The organism is Microbacterium sp. MPR-TSA4 (assembly GCF_058792815.1).
Genome location: NZ_JBXAFF010000012.1, coordinates 31044 through 53285, shown reverse-complemented (window position 1 = coordinate 53285; position 22242 = coordinate 31044). Strand labels below are relative to the sequence as shown.

Below are 22242 nucleotides of genomic sequence, written 5' to 3'. Positions count from 1 at the left end.
TCTGTGATCGGCCCGATGCTCCGTCGCCGAGGCGGCGTACGGATGGTGCCGGGTCGATCCTATGGATGCCGCGGCCCGAGATCGAGCACCACAGCGGCATCGGCTCGGGACCGTGGCAGGTGACCGCCGGCCTCCGACGCGCAGAGACCCGAAACGACAGAGCCCCAGCGGCGACCGGGTTCCTCCAGGGGAGGAAGCGGTGCCACTGGGGCTCTGGGCGACTCGATCCGGCGAGACGGCGACGACGGATCGTCACCGGTCACTCCGGCCCTGCCGCGGGCCGACTACACGCCGAAGTACAGCTCGTACTCGAACGGGTGCGGGCGCGCGGCGAGCGGCTTGATCTCGTTCTCGATCTTGTACTCGATCCAGGTCTCGATGAGCTCGGGCGTGAACACACCGCCGGCGAGGAGGAACTCGTGGTCTGCGCGGAGCGCCTCGAGCGAGTCGAGCAGCGAGTTCGGCACCTGCGGGATGTTCTTGGCCTCCTCGGGCGGCAGCTCGTAGAGGTCCTTGTCGACCGGCTCGTGCGGCTCGATGCGGTTCTTGATGCCGTCGAGGCCCGCCATCATCTGCGCGGCGAACGCGAGGTACGGGTTACCCGAGGCGTCGGGCGCACGGAACTCGATGCGCTTGGCCTTGGGGTTGCTGCCCGTGATCGGGATGCGGATCGCGGCCGAGCGGTTGCCCGCCGAGTAGACCAGGTTGACCGGGGCCTCGTAGCCCTTGACGAGACGCTTGTAGGAGTTGAGCGTCGGGTTGGTGAAGGCGAGCACGGCCGGCGCGTGCGCCAGCAGACCGCCGATGTACCAGCGAGCGAGGTCGGACAGGCCGCCGTAGCCCTTCTCGTCGTAGAAGAGCGGCTTGCCCTCGAGCCACAGCGACTGGTGCGTGTGCATGCCCGAGCCGTTGTCGCCGAAGAGCGGCTTCGGCATGAAGGTCGCGACCTTGCCCCACTGCTCGGCGACGTTCTTGACGATGTACTTGAACTTCAGGATGTCATCGGCCGCGTGCACCATGGTGTCGAAGCGGTAGTTGATCTCCTGCTGGCCGCCGGTGCCCACCTCGTGGTGAGCGCGCTCGAGGATGAGGCCCGAGTCGATGAGGTGCAGGCTGATGTCGTCGCGGAGGTCGGCCGTCTTGTCGACGGGGGAGACGGGGAAGTAGCCGCCCTTGTACGCCGTCTTGTTGGCGAGGTTGCCGCCCTCTTCGGCGCGACCGGTGTTCCAGGCGCCCTCTTCGGAGTCGACGCTGTAGAAGGAAGCGTTCTGCTTCACCTCGTAGCGCACGTCGTCGAAGATGTAGAACTCCGCCTCGGGGGCGAAGAAGGCCGTGTCGGCGATGCCGGTGGAGGCGAGGTACTTCTCCGCCTTCTTGGCGACCTGACGCGGGTCCTTGCTGTAGATCTCGCCGTTGCGCGGGTTGTAGATGTCGAAGAGCATGATGAGCGTCTTCGCCTCGCGGAACGGGTCGATGTAGGCGGTCGAGACATCGGGGATGAGCTGCATGTCGGACTCGTGGATGTTCGCGAAACCGCGGATCGACGAGCCGTCGAAGAGCTGACCGACCGTGAAGAACTCCTCGTCGACGGTCGAGGCAGGGATGTTGAAGTGCTGCTGCACACCAGGCAGATCCGTGAAACGGATGTCGAGGAACTTGACGTCCTCGTCCTTGATGAACTTCAGAACCTCGGATGAATCTTTGAACATGGAGTCTCCAAGATCGGGTGTGAAACACGCCTGAACGGGATCAGGCTCTCCTCGACGCTATCGAGGACCGGTTGCCCGGCAGTATCCCCTGTGTTTCGGGGATGTTACGGCGGCGCGGATAAGCTGAGCCGGTGACAGCCGGTACGACTGAGAATACGGGACATTCCGACGACAGCTATCCCGGCGAGCCGCTCGGGCTGCCGCAGACCGGCGCGGGAAGCATCGCCCGGATCGGGCGCCGCATCGGCGCCCTGGCGATCGATCTGGCCACGGCGACCCTCATCGCGTACGCGTTCTTCCCGACGATCGACGAGGTCACCGGCTTCCGCAACGCCAACCCGGTGGCATCGAACATCATCTTCCTCGCGGTGCAGATCCTGTTCATCCCCACCCTGGGCGGCAGCCCGGGGCACCGGCTGCTCGGCATGAGGGTGATCCGCGTCGGCGGCGGGTGGACGGGACTGTGGCGGCCGCTCGTGCGGACGTTGCTGCTGGCGCTGGTCATCCCCGCCGTGATCTGGGATGCGGATCAGCGGGGACTGCACGACAAGGCCGCAGGGACCGTTCTCGTCAGAGGGTGACGGTCACCGCGGGCGCGGGGCGCGGGCGCGCATCGGGTCGATGCCCTTGGGGATCGGCAACGACGTCACCGACTGCGAGACGGAGTCCACGCGCTTGACGACGGCCGCCATCGTCGCGCGGTCGACCTTCTTCGGGAACGACTTGATCGTGGCCGAGAGCTTGGAGATCGGGATGTCACCCTCGCCGTGACCGATGTAGAGCACGTTGATCGGCACTCCCGATGCCACGCGCTGCACCTTCATCTTCTCGTCGTTGACGAGCCGCGTCAGGCGCCCACGGGCACCTTCTCCGACGATGACCACGCCGCCGCGTCCGATGACGCGGTAGACGGCGTCCTGCGTCTTGGGGTTGACGCCGACGGGCATGTCGGAGGCGACCCAGCTGCGCCCGAGCGAGGTGGAGAGCACGTGCCCGGCGGCGCCCGGCATCCCGTCGAGCTTGATGTACATCGCACGCGTCGACAGGCGCGTGAGCACGATCATGGCGCCGAGCAGACCGAACAGCAGACCGGTGACGCCCCAGAGGATGATGCTCCAGATGGCGGTGGGCGGGATCAGGAAGCCCACGAGCACGCCGATGCCGATGCCCACGACGACGACCGCCGCCAGAACCCACGGAAGCCACGAGAACTCGGCCTTCGTGAAGGTGTACAGGGAGCGGAGCTGGGAGAAGAAGCCGGGGCCCTTCTCGGGAGCGGTACTGCGGGATGCCATGGCACACAGCCTACCGTCGCGGGGCAGCCCGCACGCGCGGGCGTACGCCTGCCCACGCACCTCCTCCCCAGCCGTCGGATCTCCTGCATCGTCCACAGATGAGGGGGCGGCGGGGTCAGCGCGCCAGGCCGCTCCACGACGCTCGGAGCATGACGTTCGACGCCTCTCCGCTCGCCCCGCCGCCGATGCTGCGGACGCTGCGCGCGGACGAATCGCCGTTCCCCGGCGTCCTGCGGGCCGGAGACCCGCCGACGGTGTGGGTGCCCGCCGATGAGCTTCCGGACGCCGTGTGGCGGGCGCGCGGCGACGAACACGTGCTGGCGCCGGTGGACGTCGCCCGCTCCGCCGACGGCCATGTGGCGCTGCTGCCGCACTGCGCGCAGCGCCTGGCGACGGTCATCGCCGCCGGTGCGCCGCTGTCGCCGGGAGCCGCGGTCACCGCGGCGATCAGCCTGCTGCGCGGCGCGGTGGAGGCTCTGCGCTGCGGCATCTCGACGGGATCGTGGTGGGTGGATGCCGATGGTCGCCCTGTCCTGGCCGCGGACGGCTCCGCGCCGTGGCGGCAGGAGACGGTGCGGATGCTGGAACTGCTGTCCGACGCCTCTCGAGGCTCCCGCGGCTCTCAGGGCGCACTCGGTGCCGCGCTCGCGGAGGCGATCGAGCTCGTGTCCGCCGACGAGATCACTCCGCGTCTGCACGAGCGCGTGGAGCAAGCCCTGTTCTCGGCGGCGGAGCCCTCATCGCTGATCGGCGACGAGCGACGGGAGGACGCGACGTCGCGCCCGCGGCGCGCGGCCACGGTGCGGATCGCGGACGACAGCCCCGTGACCGGCACAGCACGCTTCGCCGGAGGGGCCGGCGCGCTGTTCGATCATCACCTCGTCGAGCGTGCGCATGAGGCGATCCGTGCGACCGCCTCGTCGATCTCGCGGTTGCGCCAGATCCGCGGACGCGCGCAGGTGACGCCGCGTCGGCACGCCCGTGGCGGTGAGCCGGCGGTTCCGAGCGCCGCGGCGTCGCCGGCGCGGCGCTCGCACCGTCACCGCGCTCCGGCGCTCGTGGCCGCGGCCATCGCCCTGGTCGTGGTCGGCGTCGGCGTGGCATGGCCCGTCGACGACGCCCCGTCGGCGGCGATCGGCACCGCTTCCACGGGCGCGCGCGGCTCCGCCTCCGAGGCGGCGAGCACGCCCTCCCCGACGGCGACGGCACCGCAGGCCGCATCGACCGCGGGGCCGACCGCGGGAGCGGGCGTGGACGCCGCAGACGAGCGCGCACAGGTCGACGGCCTGCTGTCGGAGCTCGCCGCGTGCGTCGCCGGCGGCGTGTGCGACGGCGTCCTGGAGGATCCGACCGCCTCGATGCCGGTCGGGGTCGCGACCGACGCCGCTGCCGCGCGTCGCATCGAGGTGCTGGACGAGTACGGCGGCGTCGCGGTCTACCGCGTCAGCGCCGACGGGCGTGCGCCGCAGGTGGTCGTCCTCGTCAGCACCGACGGAAAATGGCTGGTCCGCGACGTGTACGACGTCGCGGACCAGCCATGAGGACGACCCGGGTGAGCGGGGCGCCCGAATCAGATGCCGAGCGTGCTCTCGAACTGCGCGTCCTCGAGGCGCGTCTTGACCGCGCCCAGGAAGCGCGCCGCGTCGGCGCCGTCGATGATGCGGTGGTCGTAGGACAGCGCGAGGTACACGTAGGAGCGGACCGCGATCGCCTCGACGCCGTCGACCTTCACGATGCCGGGCTCCTTGACGACCGCACCCGTACCGAGGATCGCGGACTGCGGAAGGAACACCACCGGAGTGTCGAACAGCGCGCCGCGCGAACCCGTGTTCGTCACGGTGAACGTGCCACCGGCGAGCTCGTCGGGCTTCAGCTTGTTGTCGCGCGTCCGCGCCGCCAGGTCGGCGATCTCCGAGGAGATGCCGGCGAGCGTCTTGCCGCCCGCATCGCGCACCACCGGGGTGAGCAGACCGCGCTCGGTGTCCACCGCGATCGAGATGTTCTCGGTCGCCGGGTACACGATGTCGGTGCCGTCGACGGTCGCGTTGATGACCGGGAACGCCTGCAGCGCCTCGGCGGCGGCGAGCACGAAGAACGGCAGGAACGACAGCTTGCCGCCCGTCTTGGCGACGAAGTCCTTCTGGACCGCGGCCCGGTACGCCGCGACCTTGGTCACGTCGACCTTGACGACGGTCGTCAGCTGAGCCGTCTGCTGCATGGATGCGACGGCGCGCTCGGCGAGGACCTTGCGCAGGCGCGACATCGGCTGCGTGGTGCCGCGCAGCGGCGACACCTCCAGAGGCGCGGGCGCCGCGGCGGCGGGAGCCGCAGCCGGCGCGGCCGGGGCGCTCTGGGCGGCCTCGGCGGCCTTGAGGACGTCCTCCTTGCGGATGCGGCCACCGACCCCGGTGCCGACGACGGAGGCGAGGTCGACGCCCTGCTGCTGCGCGAGGCGTCGGACCAGCGGCGTCACATAGGTCGCGACGTCGTCGTCCGTCGCCGCGGCGGCGGGAGCCGGAGCGGCAGCCGGTGCAGGAGCGGCCGGCGCGGCGGGAGCAGCAGCCGGAGCGGGAGCAGCAGCCGGAGCAGGCGCAGCAGCCGGGGCGGGAGCAGCAGCCGGTGCAGCGGGCTCGGGAGCGGGCGCCGCGGCGGCCGGGGCGGGCGCCCCGGAGCCGATGCGGGCGAGCGTGGCGCCGACGGCGACCGTCTCGTCCTCGGAGACGAGGATCTCCTGCAGCGTGCCCGCCACGGGCGAGGGGATCTCGGTGTCGACCTTGTCGGTCGAGATCTCCAGCAGCGGCTCGTCGACCGCCACGTCGTCGCCGACCTGCTTCAGCCAGCGCGTGACGGTGCCCTCGGTGACGCTCTCGCCCAGCTCGGGCAGGACCACGTCCTTCGCGTCGCCGGAGGCGGCGGGCGCCTCGGCCGGCGCGGGCGCGGCAGGCGCTTCGCTCTGTGCGGGCACGGCGGGCGCGGGCTCGGCCTCGGGCGCGCTCTGCGCGGCGGCGGGCGCGTCGTCGGAGGCCGGGGCGGCGGAGCCGTCGCCGATCTTCGCCAGGACGGCGCCGACCTCGACGGTCTCGTCCTCGGCCACGAGGATCTCCTCGATCACACCGCTGACGGGGGAGGGGATCTCCGTGTCGACCTTGTCGGTCGAGATCTCGAGCAGCCCTTCGTCGGCCTGGATCGTGTCACCGACCTTCTTGAGCCAACGGGTGACCGTTCCCTCGGTGACGCTCTCTCCGAGCGCGGGGAGGACCACGGATGTGCTCATGACTGTGTCTCCTTCAGAAGTTCGATGTCCGACAACTAGCTTAGTGACCCTTGCGACCGCACAGCGGCCCGGGCGTCGGACGCGGGTTGGGGTGGCGGATGGGGCTCAGATGGCGTGCAGCGGCTTGCCCGCCAGGGCGAGGAAGGCCTCTCCGAGGGCCTCGCTCTGCGTGGGATGGGCGTGGATGTAGGGGGCGATGTCCTCGGGATGGGCCTCCCAGCCGACGGCCAGCTGACCCTCGGTGATGAGCTCGCCGACCCGATCCCCGACCAGGTGGACCCCGACGACAGGGCCGTCGGCGACCCGCACGACCTTGACGATGCCGCCCGTGCCGATGATCTCGCTGCGTCCGTTGCCGGCGAGGTTGTACTCGTACGCGACGACGGCGTCGCCGTGGGCCGCGCGCGCTGCGGCTTCCGTGATGCCCACCGACGCGACCTCCGGGTGGGAGTAGGTCACGCGCGGGATCGTGTGCTCGGGCACCGCGATGGGGGAGAGCCCGACGATCTCCTCCGCGACGAAGATCCCCTGCTGGAACCCGCGGTGGGCCAGCTGCAGGCCGGGGACGATGTCGCCCGCCGCCCACACGTGGGCCACGCTCGTGCGCAGGCGGTCATCGACGACGACGAAGCCGCGCTCGATGCCGACGCCGGCCTCCTCGAATCCCAGGTCGGCCGTCGCCGGGCCGCGCCCGACGGCGACCAGCAGGTACTCGGCCGACAGCTCGCTGCCGTCCTCGAGAACGAGCGTGACCGCGGCATCCGTGGGCGTCACCGACGCGAAGCGCGACCCGAGCCGTGCCGTGATGCCCCGCTTGCGGAAGGCACGTTCCAGCGCCTTGCTCGAGGAGACGTCCTCCGCGGGGACCAGGTGATCGAGGGCCTCGACGATCGTGACCTCGGCCCCCATCGACCGCCAGGCGCTCGCGAACTCGACGCCGATCACGCCACCTCCGAGGACGATGACGGATGCCGGCACCTCTGTCAGGGCGAGGGCCTCCTCGCTCGAGAGGATGCGCCCGCCGATCTGGATCCCCGGGAGCGTGCGCGTGTAGGAACCGGTCGCGAGCAGCACGTCGGTGCCGCGATAGAGGTCCTCGCCGACGGCGACCGCCGGCCCGTCGGCATCCACCGCGAGCCGTCCGGCTCCGGCGACGACCCTGATCCCGCGCGCCTTCACGAGACCCTCGAGACCCTTGTACTTCTTGGCGACGATGCCCTCGCGGAACGCCGTGACGGCGGCCGCGTCGATGCCCTCGAACGAGGCGCGCACGCCCACCTGGGCGGCGTCGCGCACGCTGTCGGCGACTTCCGCCGCGTGCAGGATCGCCTTCGTCGGGATGCAGCCGCGGTGCAGGCAGGTCCCGCCGAGCTTGTCCTTCTCCACGAGCACCACCGAACGGCCGAGCTCGGCCGCTCGCAGGGCGGCGGCGTAGCCGGCGGAGCCTCCGCCGAGGACCACCAGGTCGGCGCGGTGTTCGGTCATCGTGCGTCTCCTTCGACGAATGCGAGCAGCGAACGGATGGTCGCCGCGGTCGGACCTTTGTCCGTGGCACCGGTGGCGGATTTCGTGGATCCGCTGCCGGCGATGTCCAGGTGCACCCAGGGGATGCGGGGCGCGTCCTCGGCATCGGACGTGCGTCCGACGAATCGCTGGAGGAACAGTCCCGCGAACAGCGAACCCCCGGTGGGGTCGCCGATCTTCGCGTTGACGAGGTCGGCGATGGGGGAGTCGAGCTCCTCCTCCATGTGAGCGGGAAGCGGCAGTGGCCACGCGGGCTCGTCGACGGATGCGGCGGCCTCGAGATACTCCGCGACCGCGTCCTCACTTCCCATGACCCCGGTGTGCCGCGATCCGAGCGCGACCGAGATCGCGCCGGTCAGCGTCGCGACGTCGATGAGGACGTCGGGGCGGGTGCGGCTCGCCGCCACCAGACCGTCGGCCAGCACCAGTCGCCCCTCCGCGTCGGTGTTCAGCACCTCGACGGTCGTCCCGCCGAGGATGCGCAGCACGTCCCCGGGGCGGATCGCGCGGCCGGAGGGCATGTTGTCGGCGAGACACAGCCATGCCGACACGCGCACAGGCAGCCGCAGCTGCGCCGCCGCGCGTACGACGGCGAGCACCGTCGCCGCACCGCACATGTCGTACTTCATACCGACCATGCCGGCCGGGGGCTTCAACGACAGGCCGCCCGTGTCGAAGGTGATGCCCTTGCCGACGAGCGCGACATGCCGAAGGGCGTCGGCCGGGTGGTAGTCCACCCGCACGAGTCGCGGGGGGCGATCCGACCCCTGGCCCACGCCGAGGATTCCGCCGTATCCGCCCTCGGCCAGCTGCGTCTCGTCGAGCACCTCGACCTCGACGGGGAGGTCGCGCAGGACGTCCACGGCGGCATCCGCGACATCCTGGGGGCCGAGCCATTCGGCGGGGGTGTGCACGAGGTCCTTGACCAGCGCGGCCGCCGCACCGACGGCGCGGACGCGTTCGAGCTCCGACTCCGACGGCGCGTGGTCCGCCCGCAGGATGACGCGACGGGCACGAGCCGGCGCCGCGGTGGTCTTGTATCCGTCGAACCGGTAACCGCCGAGGACGGCGCCCTCCGCCGCACCGCGCCAGCCGTCGGCATCCGCGCCCACGGCCTCGATCGCGATGGTGTCAAAGCCCGCCGTGGTGCGGATCGCGGCGCCGACCGCGTCGCGCAGCGCCGACGCCCCGGGGCGCGAACCTGTTCCGACGACGATCAGGGGGAGACGGGTGGAGTCGGCCACCGCGACGCGGATCGCCCCGCCCGCAGCGCCCGTGAAGCCGACCGCCTCGAGAGCGTCGGACAGGCCGGGCCAGTGCCCCAGCTCGTCGGCGACCTCCTCGAGAGGCGGCAGGGCCAGGACGAGGGCATCCGCCTCGATCCCGCGCAGAGGGTCGGTGGTGTACGACAGCTCGGGAAACGCCATGACCTCCATCCTAGGTTTGCCGTTCGCCGCGGTGGCGTGCGCCCGCCCCCCACCGGCGCGCCGCCCGCGGGTCGTGTTCGCTGTCAGCGGCACGCGGCGCCGCACGCGGCGGGGGCTCGTACAGTGGAACCATGCCCTTCAGCGGTCCCCTCTACGAGCGCGTCGCGTCGGCCCCACCCGTGCCCGCGGGCATCCCGATGGTGATCGTGCTGACCGGATTCACGGATGCCGGCGGTGCGGTCTCGCAGATGGTCGACATCTTCCGCGAGGACCTGGATCCGGCGCCGCTGGTGACCTTCTCGGCCGACGTGCTCCTCGACTACCGTGCGCGGCGCCCCACGATCACCTTCGACGCCGACCATCTCTCGGACTACCGCCCTCCGCGGCTGGAGTTGTCGCTCGCGCACGACGCGATCGGCCAGCCGTTCGTGCTCCTCGCCGGGTACGAGCCCGATTTCGCCTGGGAATCGTTCGCGGAGACGGTCATCGGGCTCGCCGAGGGCCTTCAGGTGTCCTCGGTGACCTGGGTCCACGCCATCCCGATGCCGGTGCCCCACACGCGCCCCATCGGAACGACCGTCAGCGGCACCCGCAGCGATCTGACGCAGGCGCACTCCGTGTGGCAGCCGCACACGCAGGTGCCGGCGACCGTGGGACATCTGCTCGAGCACCGCTTCGCGCAGAGCGGCGCCTCCGTCTCGGGGTTCGTTCTCCTCGTGCCGCACTACCTCGCCGACACCGACTATCCCGCCGCGGCGTTGGCCGGTCTCGACAGCCTGTCGGTCGCGACGGGCCTCGTCTTCGACGCGGACGGCGTGCGCGAGGAGAACCGGGAGTACGTCTCGAAGGTCGACGACCAGGTCGAGGGCAATCCCGAGCTGACCGCGATGCTGCGCACTCTCGAGGAGCGGTACGACTCCTACATGGCCGGCTCCAACCTGGGCCAGCCGATCATCCACACCGGAGATCTGCCCAGCGCCGATGAGCTCGCCGCCGAGCTCGAGCGCTTCCTCGCCGATCGTCGCACCGATGACCACCGCCGCGACGACGACCGCCGCGGCGAGGACCGCAAGGGCGACGAATGGCGCGGCGACGACCGGCGCGGCCGGCGCTGAGGGGAATGCCCGCCCGTCCCACGACGTTGTGGATGCTGTGGGGATCCTGATCGACTGTTGCGCACGGTGGATCCGATGATGTATGCGACAATGGATCCCTGACCCGTTGTCGACCGAAGGCCGTTTCCCCTGGAAGCGGCTGCGGACTTGACAAGGGTCTTACTCCTGTCCGAAAACCCGGCGCTCCCGTCGGTGAAAGGCAAGACGTGACCTCAGGCACGAAGACCACCCGCTCCCGCAAGGTCGAGGAGGAGGAAGCCACGGAGTCCACCACGGAACAGGCCACGAAGAAGCCGGCGGCCAAGAAGGCTCCTGCCAAGGCGCCGGCGAAGGCGAAGGCCGCCCCCAAGACGGCTGCGAAGAAGGCCACGTCGGACGACGACGAGGAGCTGGACGACGACGTCGAGCTCGATGAGGCCGACATCGACGACACCGCCGACGAGGCGACGGACGACGACGCTGAAGACGCTCCCGCGGCCGCGGCCGCCAAGAAGGGCGACGGCGAGGACGACGACGAGGAAGAGGACGGCGCGACCAAGCCGGCCTTCTCCGAGCCCCTGCCGACCGGCGCGATCGTCATCTCGTCGAGCGACGAGGACGATGTCCCGGTCTACTCGACGCAGATCACCGGCGCGACCGCCGACCCGGTCAAGGACTACCTGAAGCAGATCGGCAAGGTGCCGCTGCTGAACGCGGCCGAAGAGGTCGAGCTCGCGATGCGCATCGAGGCGGGTCTGTTCGCCGAGGAGAAGCTGTCGCACATGTCGGCCGCCGAGAAGTCGAGCCAGCTCGGCCTCGACCTCCAGTGGGTCGCCCGCGACGGACAGCGCGCCAAGAGCCACCTGCTCGGCGCCAACCTGCGCCTCGTCGTCTCGCTGGCCAAGCGCTACACGGGCCGCGGCATGCAGTTCCTGGATCTGATCCAGGAGGGCAACCTCGGTCTCATCCGCGCGGTCGAGAAGTTCGACTACACCAAGGGCTTCAAGTTCTCGACGTACGCGACATGGTGGATCCGCCAGGCCATCACCCGCGCCATGGCGGACCAGGCGCGCACCATCCGCATCCCCGTGCACATGGTCGAGGTCATCAACAAGCTCGCCCGCGTGCAGCGCCAGATGCTCCAGGATCTGGGACGTGAGCCCACGCCCGAGGAGCTGTCGCGCGAGCTCGACATGACCCCCGAGAAGGTCATCGAGGTGCAGAAGTACGGCCGCGAGCCGATCTCGCTGCACACACCACTCGGCGAGGACGGCGACAGCGAGTTCGGCGACCTGATCGAGGACACCGAGGCCGTCGTGCCCGCGGATGCCGTCGGGTTCACGATGCTGCAGCGTCAGCTCGAGTCGCTGCTCGACTCGCTGAGCGAGCGCGAGGCGGGCGTGATCCGCATGCGCTTCGGTCTCGGCGACGGGCAGCCGAAGACGCTCGACCAGATCGGCGACACGTTCGGGGTCACCCGCGAGCGCATCCGCCAGATCGAGTCGAAGACGATGGCCAAGCTCCGCCACCCGTCGCGGTCGCAGTCGCTGCGGGACTATCTCGAATGAGCGCCGACGTTCCCAACGACGGCAAGGTGCTCACCGTCACCGTCGAGGGAACGACGTTCGCGCGGATCCCCATCCGCACGCGCGTCGTCATGCCCGGCGACGACCTGGACGCGTTCGTGACGGAGTACGCCGCGGCCGAGGTGACGGAGGGGGACCTCCTCTTCGTGACCGAGAAGATCGTCGCGATCACGCAGGGCCGCTCCTACACCCTCGACGAGATCCAGCCGCGTGCCCTCGCGCGCTTCCTCTCGAAGTACGTCACCAAGACCTCGTACGGCATCGGCCTCGGCATGCCCGAGACCATGGAGATGGCGCTGCGCGAGTGCGGCACCGTGCGCATCCTGTTCGCGGCCGCGGTGAGCGCCGTCACGAAGCTGTTCGGGCGACGGGGCGACTTCTACCGCATCGCCGGTGACAAGGCGCGCGCGATCGACGGGCCCACGAACGGCACCATCCCGCCCTACAACCGTGCGGTCGTGCTCGGACCGACCAAGCCGGCCGAGGTCGCGACGCGACTGCGGACGCTTCTCGGCGGGCAGGTGGAGGTCGCCGTCGTCGACATCAACGACATCGGCGGCAACATCCTCGGCTCGACGCTCGACAAGGCGGGGGAGCGCCGGCTCGTGCGCATCCTGGCCGACAACCCGCTCGGGCAGGGCCACGAGTCGACTCCGCTGGGAATCATCCGCACCGTCTGAGCCCCACGACGCGAGAACGCCGGCGCCTCCGATTCGGGAGCGCCGGCGTTCTCTCGCGTCGAGGGAGTGTCTTGCCGCGTGCGCTCAGAACCCCATCGCGGCGCGATAGCGCGGCAGGTGTCCGTGCCGGATGCCGGTGGCCGACGGCTTGTTCTCGAAGACGCCCGCGCCCCAGTTGCCCTCGACCAGCACGGGACCGGTCGGCGTCACGACGATGTCCCAGCCGACGTAGCGCACCTCGGGGATGACCAGGGCGACGTCCGAGATGAGGGCGCGCACCTCGTCTATCATCGGCAGTCGATAGTCCGCGATGCGAAACCCCGTGTCGGGGTGGGTCTCGAACAGCTCGCCCGACGTGGAGTAGCCCATGCCCATCGCGCGCCCGTCCTCGTGCAGCGCCGTGTAGAAGCCGCCGAACGACGCCTGGTCGCTCACCTGGCCCCGCCCGAACTTCTGGGCCATGTTGATGATCTCGACCGTGCCGTCGTCCTTGACGAACGTGGTCACCCGCGTCGTGTTGGCGGTTCCGGGGGCGATCGCCTCGAGATCCGGATGCTGGACGATGCGCTCCTCGATGAGCACCTCGCCCTTGTTCCTCAGCTCCGCGTGGAACGCCTCCCAGTCGGTCACCTCGGCGGCGTCGTAGCGGCGCACGCCGAGCCCGGACTTGCTGACGGGAACCTTGGCGATGAAGACCGGATGCCGCTGCGCGAAGGCACGCAGTTCCTCGGCGTTGTCCGGTACGAGCTCGAGCCACTCACGCCCGAGGAAACGATCGAAGTCGCGGTTGAAGTCGACCTTGTGGTGGAACCGGTGGACCTGGGCGGGATCGTCGTAGCGGTTGGACAGCTCGAGGGCGAGGGGACTCGTGACCCAGGTGGCGCGCTCGGCCCGCGTGAGGATCGCGAAGTCGAACTCCATGTAGTCGTTGAACCCGACGCGGTGGCGCGCCGCCGACCAGAGCATGTCCACCAGCACGAGCGGATAGCTCTTGCCGTGGACGTTCGCGGTGAACCGCGCCCGCTCCGTCAGCGAGGCGACGTCGAGCCCGCGGGCGCGTTCGACGAGGACCGCGAAGCGGTGGAACAGCGGAAGGCCTCGAGATGCCATGGCAGAGTCCTCCCAGGGACGAGCGGGAACGGGGTTCCCCTCAGTCTACGTGGGGGCCTGCGTGAGGCTCAGCGCGCCTCGGCGAGGCGTGCGGTCTCGTCGTGCCACGACGTGGCGACGGCCCGCAGCTTCTCCTCGTACTTGCGTCCGTGGTGCGCGCAGAACAGCAGCTCGCTGCCGTTCACCTCGGCGGCGATGTAGGCCTGGGCACCACACGAGTCGCAACGGTCCGTTGCGCTCAGTCGGTACTCGAGGACGTCGGGCTCTGCGGTGGTCGACATGCTCATTTCGGGTCCTCCTCGGTACATGAGTTGCGGTGCGGTGTCATGACATACAACCACGCCCTGGCCGCAGGAATGCCGCGATCCGGTCACATTTCGCTGTGCGCGTACCCCGCCGCGGTGCGGGAATACGGCGGTTCGGGAACGGAGTGTGTGTCGCGGCCGCAGTGTCGGCTGGGCTGGATACGCTTGAGGATTGTGACAGCCGAGTATTCCGCCCACCACCTGCAGGTGCTCGAGGGCCTGGAGGCCGTCCGCAAGCGCCCCGGCATGTACATCGGGTCCACCGACTCCCGGGGACTCATGCACTGCGTCTGGGAGATCATCGACAACTCCGTCGACGAGGCCCTCGCCGGCTACGGATCGCGTATCGACGTCGTCCTCCACGACGACGGCAGCGTGGAGGTGCGCGACCGGGCCCGCGGCATCCCCGTCGACGTCGAGCCCCGCACCGGCCTCACGGGCGTCGAGGTCGTCTTCACCAAGCTGCACGCCGGCGGCAAGTTCGGCGGAGGCTCGTATGCGGCATCCGGTGGTCTGCACGGCGTGGGCGCCTCCGTCGTCAACGCCCTCTCCGAGCGTCTCGACGTCGAGGTCGATCGCGGCGGCAAGACGTACGCCATGTCGTTCCGCCGGGGAGAGCCCGGTCGCTTCGACGGCCCGAGCCTCGATTCCGCGTTCACGCCGTTCGAGCGCGCGTCCGAGCTGCGGGTCATCGGCAAGGCGGCCAAGGGCGTCACGGGCACGCGTATCCGCTACTGGGCCGATCGGCAGATCTTCACGAAGGATGCGACGTTCCATGCCGACGAGCTCGAGCAGCGCGCGCGACAGACGGCCTTCCTCATCCCCGGCCTCGAGATCGCGATCGTCGACCAGCGCGGAGCCGAGGTCGTCGAGACGACGCACCGCTACGACGGCGGCATCTCGGAGTTCGCCGAGTTCCTCGCGCCCGACGCGGCCATCACCGACACGTGGCGGCTGACGGGCACGGGCACGTTCACGGAGACCGTCCCCGTGCTCCAGGCCGGCGGCGCCATGGTGCCGACCGAGGTCGAGCGCGAGTGCGAGGTCGACATCGCGTTGCGGTGGGGCACCGGCTACGACACGGTCACGCGGTCCTTCGTCAACATCATCGCGACGCCGAAGGGCGGAACCCACCAGGCCGGCTTCGAGCAGGGCCTGATGAAGGTCGTCCGCACGCAGGTGGAGCAGAACGCGCGGCGTCTGAAGGTGGGCGCGGGCGAGAAGCTCGAGAAGGACGACATCCTCGCCGGGCTGACGACGGTCCTGACCGTGCGTCTGCCCGAGCCGCAGTTCGAAGGACAGACCAAGGAGATCCTGGGAACCCCGGCGGTGCGCACGATCGTGGCGAACGTCGTCGCCAAGGAGCTCGGGGAGCGGTTCGCCTCGACCAAGCGCGACGACAAGTCGCAGACCGCCCTGCTGCTGGACAAGGTCGTCTCGGAGATGAAGGCGCGCATCTCCGCGCGCACCCACAAGGAGACCCAGCGCCGCAAGAACGCGCTGGAGTCGTCGTCGCTGCCCGCCAAGCTCGCGGATTGCCGCACCTCCGACGTCGAGCAGTCCGAGCTGTTCATCGTCGAGGGGGACTCCGCCCTCGGCACGGCCAAGCTCGCGCGCAACAGCGAGTACCAGGCCCTCCTGCCGATCCGCGGCAAGATCCTCAACGTGCAGAAGGCGTCGATCAGCGACATGCTCTCGAACGCCGAATGCGCCGCGATCATCCAGACCATCGGTGCCGGCTCCGGCCGCAGCTTCGACCTCGAGGCGGCGCGCTACGGCAAGATCATCCTCATGAGCGACGCCGACGTCGACGGTGCGCACATCCGCACGCTCCTGCTGACGCTGTTCTTCCGCTACATGCGCCCGCTCATCGAGGCGGGACGGGTGTACGCGGCCGTGCCGCCGCTGCACCGGGTCATCGTCGTGAATCCGGGATCGAAGCCGAACGAGACGATCTACACCTACTCCGAGCAGGAGCTGCACGTCTTGCTCGCGAAGGTGCAGAAGTCGGGGCGCCGGTGGCAGGAGCCCGTCCAGCGCTACAAGGGTCTCGGCGAGATGGATGCGGACCAGCTGGCGGAGACCACCATGGATCGTGCCGGGCGGCTGCTGCGGCGCGTCCGGGTCCAGGATGCCGAGGCCGTCTCGGGCGTCTTCGAGCTCCTCATGGGCAGCGACGTGGCACCCCGGCGCGACTTCATCGTCACCTCGAGCGACAAGCTGGACCGCGAGGCGATCGACGCCTGAGCGCCCCTGAAAACGCGCGGGGCCCGAAACCGATCTGGGGGGATTCGGTCTCGGGCCATCGCCGCGGCTACGGGGGACATCCGGATGACGACGAAACCAGATCGGTCTCCTCGTCCCCGAAATCACGGACGTCACGCGCCGTGCCCTGTGAAGAACCGACTGGGGATCAGCTCTTCGGCTAGATAAACAGTAGGCGCGCGAAGATGGCCACGACCTCGACGATAGGCGGATTCGCCTGCGACTTTCGTATAGACCTGTGGCGAGAGGACATCCCGCCGGGATCAGCCGGTCAGGGGGAGCGAAGCGCTCACGACCCAGCCGTTGGACTTGCGTTCGGACTCGAAGGTTCCGCCGAACAGGCGGAAGCGCTCGCGGAGCCGCATGATGCCGTAGCCCGACGCTGGAAGACCCGCGGTGCGCGCCGGCGGGGAGTCGTCGGCGAAGGTGAGATGCACCCAGCCGCGTTCGACCCGCAGGACGATCTTGACGTTGTGGGCACCCGTCGCGTGCTTCAACACGTTCGTCGCACTCTCGCGGATGACGCGGGTGAGAGCGACCAGCGATGCGCTCGGCAGGCGGAGGTCGGCGGGGATGTCCGCGTGCACCTGGATGCCGGCCTGACCGAGTTCCTTCGTCACGGCGGCGATGGTGCCGTTGATGCCGTCCGGAGAGGAGACGCGGTCGGGCGAGAGGTTCTCTTCACCGCGCACCATGCCGAGAACGCGGCGGATGTCGGTGAGGGCCTGAACGGCCGCCTCGCGGATCGCCGTCTGCGACTGCGACCGCGTCTGCACGTCTTCGGTGCGGTCCAGGACCGCCGCGTGCAGGGCGACGATGGTGATCTCGTGCGCGACGATGTCGTGCAGCTCGTCCGCGATGAGATCGCGCTCGTGCTTGAGCTGCTCGGCGACTTCGCGCTCGCTGACTTCGAGTTGTAATGCCAAAGACTGCGCCCTCTCGTACTGTTGCCGGATCGCCAGACCGATCATCAGACTCACGACACTGAGGATGGCGACGATGAGCCCGCCCAGTGGCTGGAAGACGGAATCAGGCCTCCAGACGACCGCGACAAGCCAGACGAGCCATGCCACGAAGTACACGGCCGTGAGCAGACCACTGCAGCTGAACGCCACCAGGCCGAGGATCGCCGCCCCCGCGAGGAGGCTGTCGGCAATTCCCGTGACACCGGCCAGCAGCGCCGCAACCACCAGGACGATGGCCGCGACCGGCGGACGCCATGCGAAGAGGGCAACCGAAAGGGTGATGCTTGTCGTGATGGCGGCAGAGATGATGTTGCCCGGACCTCCGGACGTCGCCCGGAAGAGCGAGTCGAGGATCAGGGCCACTGCCGCGAGAATAATGACGATGCGCCGAGCGGCGGGCCGCAGCGGCTGGTACGCCCAGAAGGGCGCTCGCACGAAGCGAAGAAGGTTCTCTCGAACGGAGGTCACCTCGCGATTATCTCGCGAATGTGCACCCTCACTTGAAGATACCGATGAGCTGTCCAAGCCAGTACCACATGTGTTTCACCTCCTGCAATCTCTCGAATCGATTCTTCAAACAGAGGTCCTCTCGCACGACCGACGTATAGCTACATCAGTTGCGACTTTCGTCGATATCGCGTGGAATCGGCGCCACAGCGCTGTTCGTAAGATGGGGATGTGACGGAACCGATTCGGGTGATCATCGTCGACGACGAGTCGCTGGTGCGCGCAGCACTGCGCGTCTTCCTCGATTCGGCTGACGGCTTCGACCTGGTCGGTGAGGCGGACAACGGCATCGACGCGATCGCGCTGGTACGCAGCACCCACCCCGATGTCGTGCTGATGGACGTGCAGATGCCGAAGATGGACGGCATCGAGGCGACGCAGCGGCTGACGCGGGAGTTCCCGGGCATCAAGATCGTCGCCCTGACCACGTTCTCGTCCGAGCGCGTGATCGTGCCGATGCTCAGCGCGGGAGCCTCCGGCTTCCTCGTGAAGGACACGTCGCCCGACCGCATCCTCGACGCCGCTCGTCTCGCTCACGAGGGCGGATACGTGCTCTCACCCCGGGTGGCGAAGGAACTCGTGAGCTCGGTCCAGCAGAACGAGCCCCCGGCGCCGCGCCAGGTCGGACGGGACGAGGAGTTGACCGAGCGCGAGCTCGAGGTGGTCACCCTCCTCGCCCAGGGCATGTCCAACGCGGAGATCGCCGCCGCGATGTTCGTCTCGGAGGCGACCGTGAAGTCGCACCTGGGCCGCATCACCGCCAAGTGGGGTGTCCGCGACCGCATCCAGGTGCTGATCCGCGCCACGCAGTACGGACTCGTCTCGCTCGGCTGACGCCCCTCAGACGATCGCGGTGCCGACCGCGGCGACGACGGCATCCAGGGCCTGTCCGGACGCGTCGCGCTTGGCGCCGACGTCGGGGAGCGTTCGCACCGCACCGTCGGCCGCGAGCGCACGCGGCTCGACGCCGACCCACGCCAGGGTGAGCGCGTCCTCGCCCTTGAGCAGGCGCTGCGCGCGCACGCCGCCCGTGGCGCGGCCCTTCGGCGGGAACTCCGAGAAGGACGAGACCTTCGCGCTTCCCGCATCGGTGCCGGCGATCGCGAGCAACGAGCCCGCGATCGTGACGACCACCGCGGCGTCGGCGTCCGTGACGGCCGTGAACGCGATCACGCTCGCGCCGTCCGAGAGCCGGATGCCCGCCATGCCGCCCGCCGAGCGCCCCTGGGGACGCACGCTCGACGCATCGAAACGCAGCAGCTGCGCATCGGATGCCACGAACACGAGCTCTGCGCCGTCGGGCGCGATCGCCGCGCCGACGACGCGGTCGCCGTCCTTCAACGAGATGATCTCGACGTCGTGCTTGCCCGGCGCCAGCTCCGCGGTGGAGACGCGTTTGACGACGCCCTGCGCCGTGCCGAGAGCGACGACGACCTCTCCGAGCGGGACGATGCCGACGACGTGCTCGCCCGCCGCCAGGCCCAGGTACTGATCCGCGCGCGTCCCCGCAGCCAGCTGGACGGCATTGGCCGGCACGGAGGGCAGGTCGACGGGGGAGAAGCGCACGAGGCGTCCGAGGCTGGTCACGGCGCCCACATCGCCGCGCGTCGTGGCATCGACGGCGGCGCGGATGCCGTCGTGCTTCGCACGCCGCGTGGGGGCGACCACCTCGCCCGACTCGCCGAGCTCCGCGCGCACCATGCGACCGGTGGCCGACAGGAAGACCCGACAGGGCGCGTCGGCGATCTGCAGGTCGGCCGGCGCCGCGCTGCGCGAGCGCGCGGCGACGGGCCCGCCGTTGAGCAGCATCGTGCGCCGCGGTGTGCCGAACGTCTCCGCCGCGGCATCCAGCTCGTGCGCGACCTGCCGACGCAGCAGCACGTCGCTGGCCAGCAGGGCTTCCAGCTCGGCGATCTCCTTCTTCAGCGCATCCTGCTCGGTCTCCAGCTCGATGCGGGAGAACCGGGTGAGACGGCGCAGGCGCAGTTCGAGGATGTACTCCGCCTGCACCTGCGACAGGTCGAAGACGCTCATCAGCTTGGAGCGCGCCTGCTCGCTGTCATCGGAGGCGCGGATGACCTGGATCACCTCGTCGATGTCGAGGATCGCGATGAGCAGACCCTCCACGAGGTGGAGTCGCTCCTGCTTGCGGGCAAGGCGGTAGCGGCTGCGCCGGGTGACCACCTGGATGCGGTGGTCGAGGTAGACGCGCAGGAGCGGCTTGAGCCCGAGCGTCTGCGGCTGGCCGTCGACGAGCGCCACGTTGTTGATGCCGAACGAGTCCTCGAGCGGGGTGAGGCGATACAGCTGCTCCAGGACGGCCGCGGCGTCGAAGCCGGTCTTGATGCCGATCACGAGCCGCAGCCCGTGGTTGCGGTCGGTCAGATCGTTGACGTCGGCGATGCCGGTCAGCTTCTTCGCGTTGACGGCATCCTTGATCTTCTCGATCACGCGCTCGGCGCCCACCATGTAGGGCAGCTCGGTGACGACGATGCCGGTGCGACGCGGTCCGAGCGACTCGATGGAGGTCTTGGCCCGGGTGCGGAACGTGCCGCGCCCGGTCTCGTACGCCTCGGTGATGCCGTCGAGGCCGACGATGATGCCGCCGCCGGGCAGATCCGGCCCGGGAACGAACTCCATGAGCTCCGCGGTCGTCGCGTCGGGGTTGTCCAGCAGGTGGATCGCCGCCGCGACGACCTCGATGAGGTTGTGCGGCGCCATGTTGGTGGCCATGCCCACCGCGATGCCCGAGGCGCCGTTGACCAAGAGGTTCGGGAACGCCGCGGGCAGCACCGCCGGCTGCTGGAACTGACCGTCGTAGTTGGGGACGAAGTCGACGACGTCCTCGTCGAGGTTCTCCGTCAGCGCGAGAGCGGCCGGGGCCAGTCGCGCCTCGGTGTAGCGGGCCGCGGCGGGACCGTCGTCGAGCGACCCGAAGTTGCCGTGCCCGTCGACGAGGGGCACGCGCAGCGCGAACGGCTGAGCGAGGCGCACGAGCGCGTCGTAGATCGCCGAGTCGCCGTGCGGGTGGAGCTTGCCCATGACCTCGCCGACCACGCGCGCACTCTTGACGTGTCCGCGGTCGGGCCGCAGGCCCATGTCGGCCATCTGGAACAGGATGCGCCGCTGCACGGGCTTGAGCCCGTCCCGGGCGTCGGGAAGGGCGCGGGAGTAGATCACCGAGTACGCATACTCGAGGAAGGAGTCCTGCATCTCCGCAGAGACGTCGACGTCCTCGATGCGGCCGTGATCCTCGGGGATGGACGCGGTGCGCGAAGCTGCCATGGATGTGCGGTTCCCTCGGTGCTCGGGTGGGCCGGGAAGAGGGGCCCGTGCGCCGTGTGCGAGACTGGCCCCGATGTCTCTCAGCCTACCCGCGGACCCGCCATCGGCCCGGAGCCTCACCGGTATCGTGCCGCAATTGCTGCGCTCTCTGAACGGCCCCGCGGACTGGTTCCCGCCCGCCCGTTCGGCCGTCCTCGTGCTCGTCGACGGGCTCGGTCGGGGCAACCTCGCGGCCCGCGCCGGCCACGCCCGCTTCCTCATGGAACGCCTGACGAAGAAGGACACCGCGCGCAGCACCTTCCCGTCGACCACGGCGACGGCGCTCACGAGCCTGCTGACCGGAGTGGATGCCGGCATCCACGGCATCGTCGGCTACCGCGGCCGCGTGCCGGGCACCTCCTCCGCTCCCAACCAGCTCAAGGGATGGGAGACCGACCGGCTCGACCCCCTGACGTGGCAGCGGGCGGAGCCGCTGCTGCAGCGCGAGTCGGACGCCGGGCGGGCGTGCTTCGTCGTGAGCAAGAGCGTGTACCGCGACAGCGGCTTCACCCGCGCGATCCAGCGCGGGGCGACGTTCGTCGGTGCAGCGACTCCCGCCGAGCGACTCGCCACGGCCGCCGACCTCGCCGCGACCCACGCCGGCGCTCTCGTCTACGTCTACCTCCCCGAGCTCGACACCCTCGGGCATGCGCACGGGTGGGAGTCCGAGAACTGGTTGCGCGGCCTCGAAGACCTCGACGCCGAGCTGCGCCGCTTCGAGAACGCGCTGCATCCGGGCACCGGCGCGCTCGTCACGGCGGATCACGGCATGGTCGACGTCCCCGCTCACCGCCACGTGCTGCTGCGCGAGGGCGACGCGCTCCTCGACGGCGTCGAGCTGGTCGCGGGCGAGCCGCGTCTGCTGCAGCTGTACAGCGAGGAGGGCGCCGCCGACGGCGTCGCCGCACGCTGGCGGGAGGCCGAGGGCTCACGCTCGTGGGTGCTGACCCGCGCGGAGGCGATCGCCGCGGGCCTCTACGGTCCCGTGGTGGATGCCGAGGTGCTGCCGCGCATCGGCGATGTGCTCGTCGTGGCCCGCGGGGCCGTGGCGTACTACGACGACCGTCTCTCGGACAAGAAGCCGCAGCGGATGGTCGGACAGCACGGCTCACTCACCGATCAGGAGCGCATCGTCCCGCTGATCCCGCTCGGCGCCTTCACCACCCGGTAGCGCGGC

At 69.9% G+C, this 22242-nt stretch carries 17 protein-coding genes; 8 read left to right on the top strand and 9 right to left on the bottom strand.

Translation table 11 applies throughout. From position 1 onward, the window contains the following. Positions 1-284: 284 nt before the first annotated feature. A complete protein-coding gene (gene glnA, locus AC1Q49_RS07430; RefSeq protein ID WP_060958909.1) occupies positions 285-1709 on the bottom strand; it encodes a type I glutamate--ammonia ligase in 1425 nt (474 codons plus the stop codon). 131 nt (positions 1710-1840) lie between these two features. On the opposite strand from glnA, the gene AC1Q49_RS07425 reads away from it, so the two are divergent. Further along, on the top strand, positions 1841-2290 hold the full coding sequence (locus AC1Q49_RS07425; RefSeq protein WP_492491365.1) for an RDD family protein: 450 nt from the start codon (positions 1841-1843) through the stop codon (positions 2288-2290). Between the two features lie 3 nt (positions 2291-2293). On the opposite strand, the gene AC1Q49_RS07420 is transcribed toward AC1Q49_RS07425, so the two are convergent. Further along, the gene (locus tag AC1Q49_RS07420; protein WP_060958907.1) at positions 2294-3004 is read right to left on the bottom strand and encodes a DUF4191 domain-containing protein; all 711 of its coding nucleotides are present in this window, start codon (positions 3002-3004) and stop codon (positions 2294-2296) included. A 149-nt stretch (positions 3005-3153) separates the two neighbouring features. Here AC1Q49_RS07420 and AC1Q49_RS07415 point away from each other — a divergent pair, with 149 nt between their 5' ends. Beyond that, a complete protein-coding gene (locus AC1Q49_RS07415; RefSeq protein WP_492491363.1) occupies positions 3154-4545 on the top strand; it encodes a hypothetical protein in 1392 nt (463 codons plus the stop codon). A gap of 29 nt (positions 4546-4574) precedes the next feature. On the opposite strand, the gene sucB is transcribed toward AC1Q49_RS07415, so the two are convergent. The 3 genes from sucB to AC1Q49_RS07400 all read right to left on the bottom strand — a co-directional run bounded on the left by sucB (position 4575) and on the right by AC1Q49_RS07400 (position 9229). Next, the gene (sucB, locus tag AC1Q49_RS07410) at positions 4575-6278 is read right to left on the bottom strand and encodes a 2-oxoglutarate dehydrogenase, E2 component, dihydrolipoamide succinyltransferase (RefSeq protein ID WP_492491361.1); all 1704 of its coding nucleotides are present in this window, start codon (positions 6276-6278) and stop codon (positions 4575-4577) included. A gap of 105 nt (positions 6279-6383) precedes the next feature. Next, positions 6384-7763 carry a dihydrolipoyl dehydrogenase gene (lpdA, locus tag AC1Q49_RS07405; RefSeq protein WP_492491359.1) on the bottom strand — a complete coding sequence of 460 codons (1380 nt, stop codon included), beginning with the start codon at positions 7761-7763 and terminating at the stop codon, positions 6384-6386. Next, complete coding sequence (locus tag AC1Q49_RS07400; protein ID WP_492491356.1) at positions 7760-9229, bottom strand: leucyl aminopeptidase; 1470 nt, start codon at positions 9227-9229, stop codon at positions 7760-7762. Before AC1Q49_RS07400 ends, lpdA begins: the two co-directional genes overlap by 4 nt. Positions 9230-9360: 131 nt before the next feature. Between AC1Q49_RS07400 and AC1Q49_RS07395 the strand changes: the two genes are divergently transcribed. The 3 genes from AC1Q49_RS07395 to AC1Q49_RS07385 all read left to right on the top strand — a co-directional run bounded on the left by AC1Q49_RS07395 (position 9361) and on the right by AC1Q49_RS07385 (position 12589). After that, entirely contained in the window at positions 9361-10344 is a 984-nt protein-coding gene (locus AC1Q49_RS07395; protein ID WP_492491354.1) for a proteasome assembly chaperone family protein, read from the top strand. A 206-nt stretch (positions 10345-10550) separates the two neighbouring features. Then, entirely contained in the window at positions 10551-11891 is a 1341-nt protein-coding gene (locus AC1Q49_RS07390) for an RNA polymerase sigma factor (RefSeq protein WP_101306349.1), read from the top strand. Continuing rightward, the gene (locus AC1Q49_RS07385; RefSeq protein ID WP_492491352.1) at positions 11888-12589 is read left to right on the top strand and encodes a coenzyme F420-0:L-glutamate ligase; all 702 of its coding nucleotides are present in this window, start codon (positions 11888-11890) and stop codon (positions 12587-12589) included. Before AC1Q49_RS07390 ends, AC1Q49_RS07385 begins: the two co-directional genes overlap by 4 nt. An 84-nt stretch (positions 12590-12673) precedes the next feature. Here AC1Q49_RS07385 and AC1Q49_RS07380 read toward each other — a convergent pair whose 3' ends face one another. Further along, complete coding sequence (locus AC1Q49_RS07380; protein ID WP_492491350.1) at positions 12674-13699, bottom strand: sugar-transfer associated ATP-grasp domain-containing protein; 1026 nt, start codon at positions 13697-13699, stop codon at positions 12674-12676. Positions 13700-13767: 68 nt separating this feature from the next. Continuing rightward, the gene (locus AC1Q49_RS07375) at positions 13768-13986 is read right to left on the bottom strand and encodes a DUF7455 domain-containing protein (RefSeq protein WP_060959546.1); all 219 of its coding nucleotides are present in this window, start codon (positions 13984-13986) and stop codon (positions 13768-13770) included. A gap of 192 nt (positions 13987-14178) precedes the next feature. On the opposite strand from AC1Q49_RS07375, the gene AC1Q49_RS07370 reads away from it, so the two are divergent. Then, positions 14179-16251 (top strand): DNA gyrase/topoisomerase IV subunit B, encoded by a 2073-nt coding sequence (locus tag AC1Q49_RS07370; protein ID WP_492491348.1) that lies wholly within the window; start codon positions 14179-14181, stop codon positions 16249-16251. 281 nt (positions 16252-16532) lie between these two features. Here AC1Q49_RS07370 and AC1Q49_RS07365 read toward each other — a convergent pair whose 3' ends face one another. Next, on the bottom strand, positions 16533-17702 hold the full coding sequence (locus tag AC1Q49_RS07365; RefSeq protein WP_223848929.1) for a sensor histidine kinase: 1170 nt from the start codon (positions 17700-17702) through the stop codon (positions 16533-16535). A gap of 210 nt (positions 17703-17912) precedes the next feature. On the opposite strand from AC1Q49_RS07365, the gene AC1Q49_RS07360 reads away from it, so the two are divergent. Continuing rightward, positions 17913-18575 carry a response regulator gene (locus AC1Q49_RS07360; protein WP_082734145.1) on the top strand — a complete coding sequence of 221 codons (663 nt, stop codon included), beginning with the start codon at positions 17913-17915 and terminating at the stop codon, positions 18573-18575. A 6-nt stretch (positions 18576-18581) separates the two neighbouring features. Here the strand turns inward: AC1Q49_RS07360 and AC1Q49_RS07355 are convergent, their stop codons facing one another. Beyond that, positions 18582-21026: a DNA gyrase/topoisomerase IV subunit A gene (locus AC1Q49_RS07355; RefSeq protein ID WP_101306352.1), complete on the bottom strand. Its 2445-nt coding sequence runs from the start codon at positions 21024-21026 to the stop codon at positions 18582-18584. A gap of 73 nt (positions 21027-21099) precedes the next feature. On the opposite strand from AC1Q49_RS07355, the gene AC1Q49_RS07350 reads away from it, so the two are divergent. Beyond that, positions 21100-22236: an alkaline phosphatase family protein gene (locus AC1Q49_RS07350; protein WP_492491344.1), complete on the top strand. Its 1137-nt coding sequence runs from the start codon at positions 21100-21102 to the stop codon at positions 22234-22236. The last annotated feature ends 6 nt before the right edge of the window (positions 22237-22242 follow it).

Bases quoted from the DNA above. Each gene is read 5' to 3' on its own strand.
- AC1Q49_RS07355 (WP_101306352.1), bottom strand. From the start codon at position 21,026: ATGGCAGCTTCGCGCACCGCGTCCATCCCCGAGGATCACGGCCGCATC.
- sucB (WP_492491361.1), bottom strand. From the start codon at position 6,278: ATGAGCACATCCGTGGTCCTCCCCGCGCTCGGAGAGAGCGTCACCGAG.
- glnA (WP_060958909.1), bottom strand. From the start codon at position 1,709: ATGTTCAAAGATTCATCCGAGGTTCTGAAGTTCATCAAGGACGAGGAC.
- AC1Q49_RS07375 (WP_060959546.1), bottom strand. From the start codon at position 13,986: ATGAGCATGTCGACCACCGCAGAGCCCGACGTCCTCGAGTACCGACTG.
- AC1Q49_RS07415 (WP_492491363.1), top strand. From the start codon at position 3,154: ATGACGTTCGACGCCTCTCCGCTCGCCCCGCCGCCGATGCTGCGGACG.
- AC1Q49_RS07385 (WP_492491352.1), top strand. From the start codon at position 11,888: ATGAGCGCCGACGTTCCCAACGACGGCAAGGTGCTCACCGTCACCGTC.
- AC1Q49_RS07350 (WP_492491344.1), top strand. From the start codon at position 21,100: ATGTCTCTCAGCCTACCCGCGGACCCGCCATCGGCCCGGAGCCTCACC.
- lpdA (WP_492491359.1), bottom strand. From the start codon at position 7,763: ATGACCGAACACCGCGCCGACCTGGTGGTCCTCGGCGGAGGCTCCGCC.
- AC1Q49_RS07395 (WP_492491354.1), top strand. From the start codon at position 9,361: ATGCCCTTCAGCGGTCCCCTCTACGAGCGCGTCGCGTCGGCCCCACCC.
- AC1Q49_RS07420 (WP_060958907.1), bottom strand. From the start codon at position 3,004: ATGGCATCCCGCAGTACCGCTCCCGAGAAGGGCCCCGGCTTCTTCTCC.
- AC1Q49_RS07400 (WP_492491356.1), bottom strand. From the start codon at position 9,229: ATGGCGTTTCCCGAGCTGTCGTACACCACCGACCCTCTGCGCGGGATC.
- AC1Q49_RS07380 (WP_492491350.1), bottom strand. From the start codon at position 13,699: ATGGCATCTCGAGGCCTTCCGCTGTTCCACCGCTTCGCGGTCCTCGTC.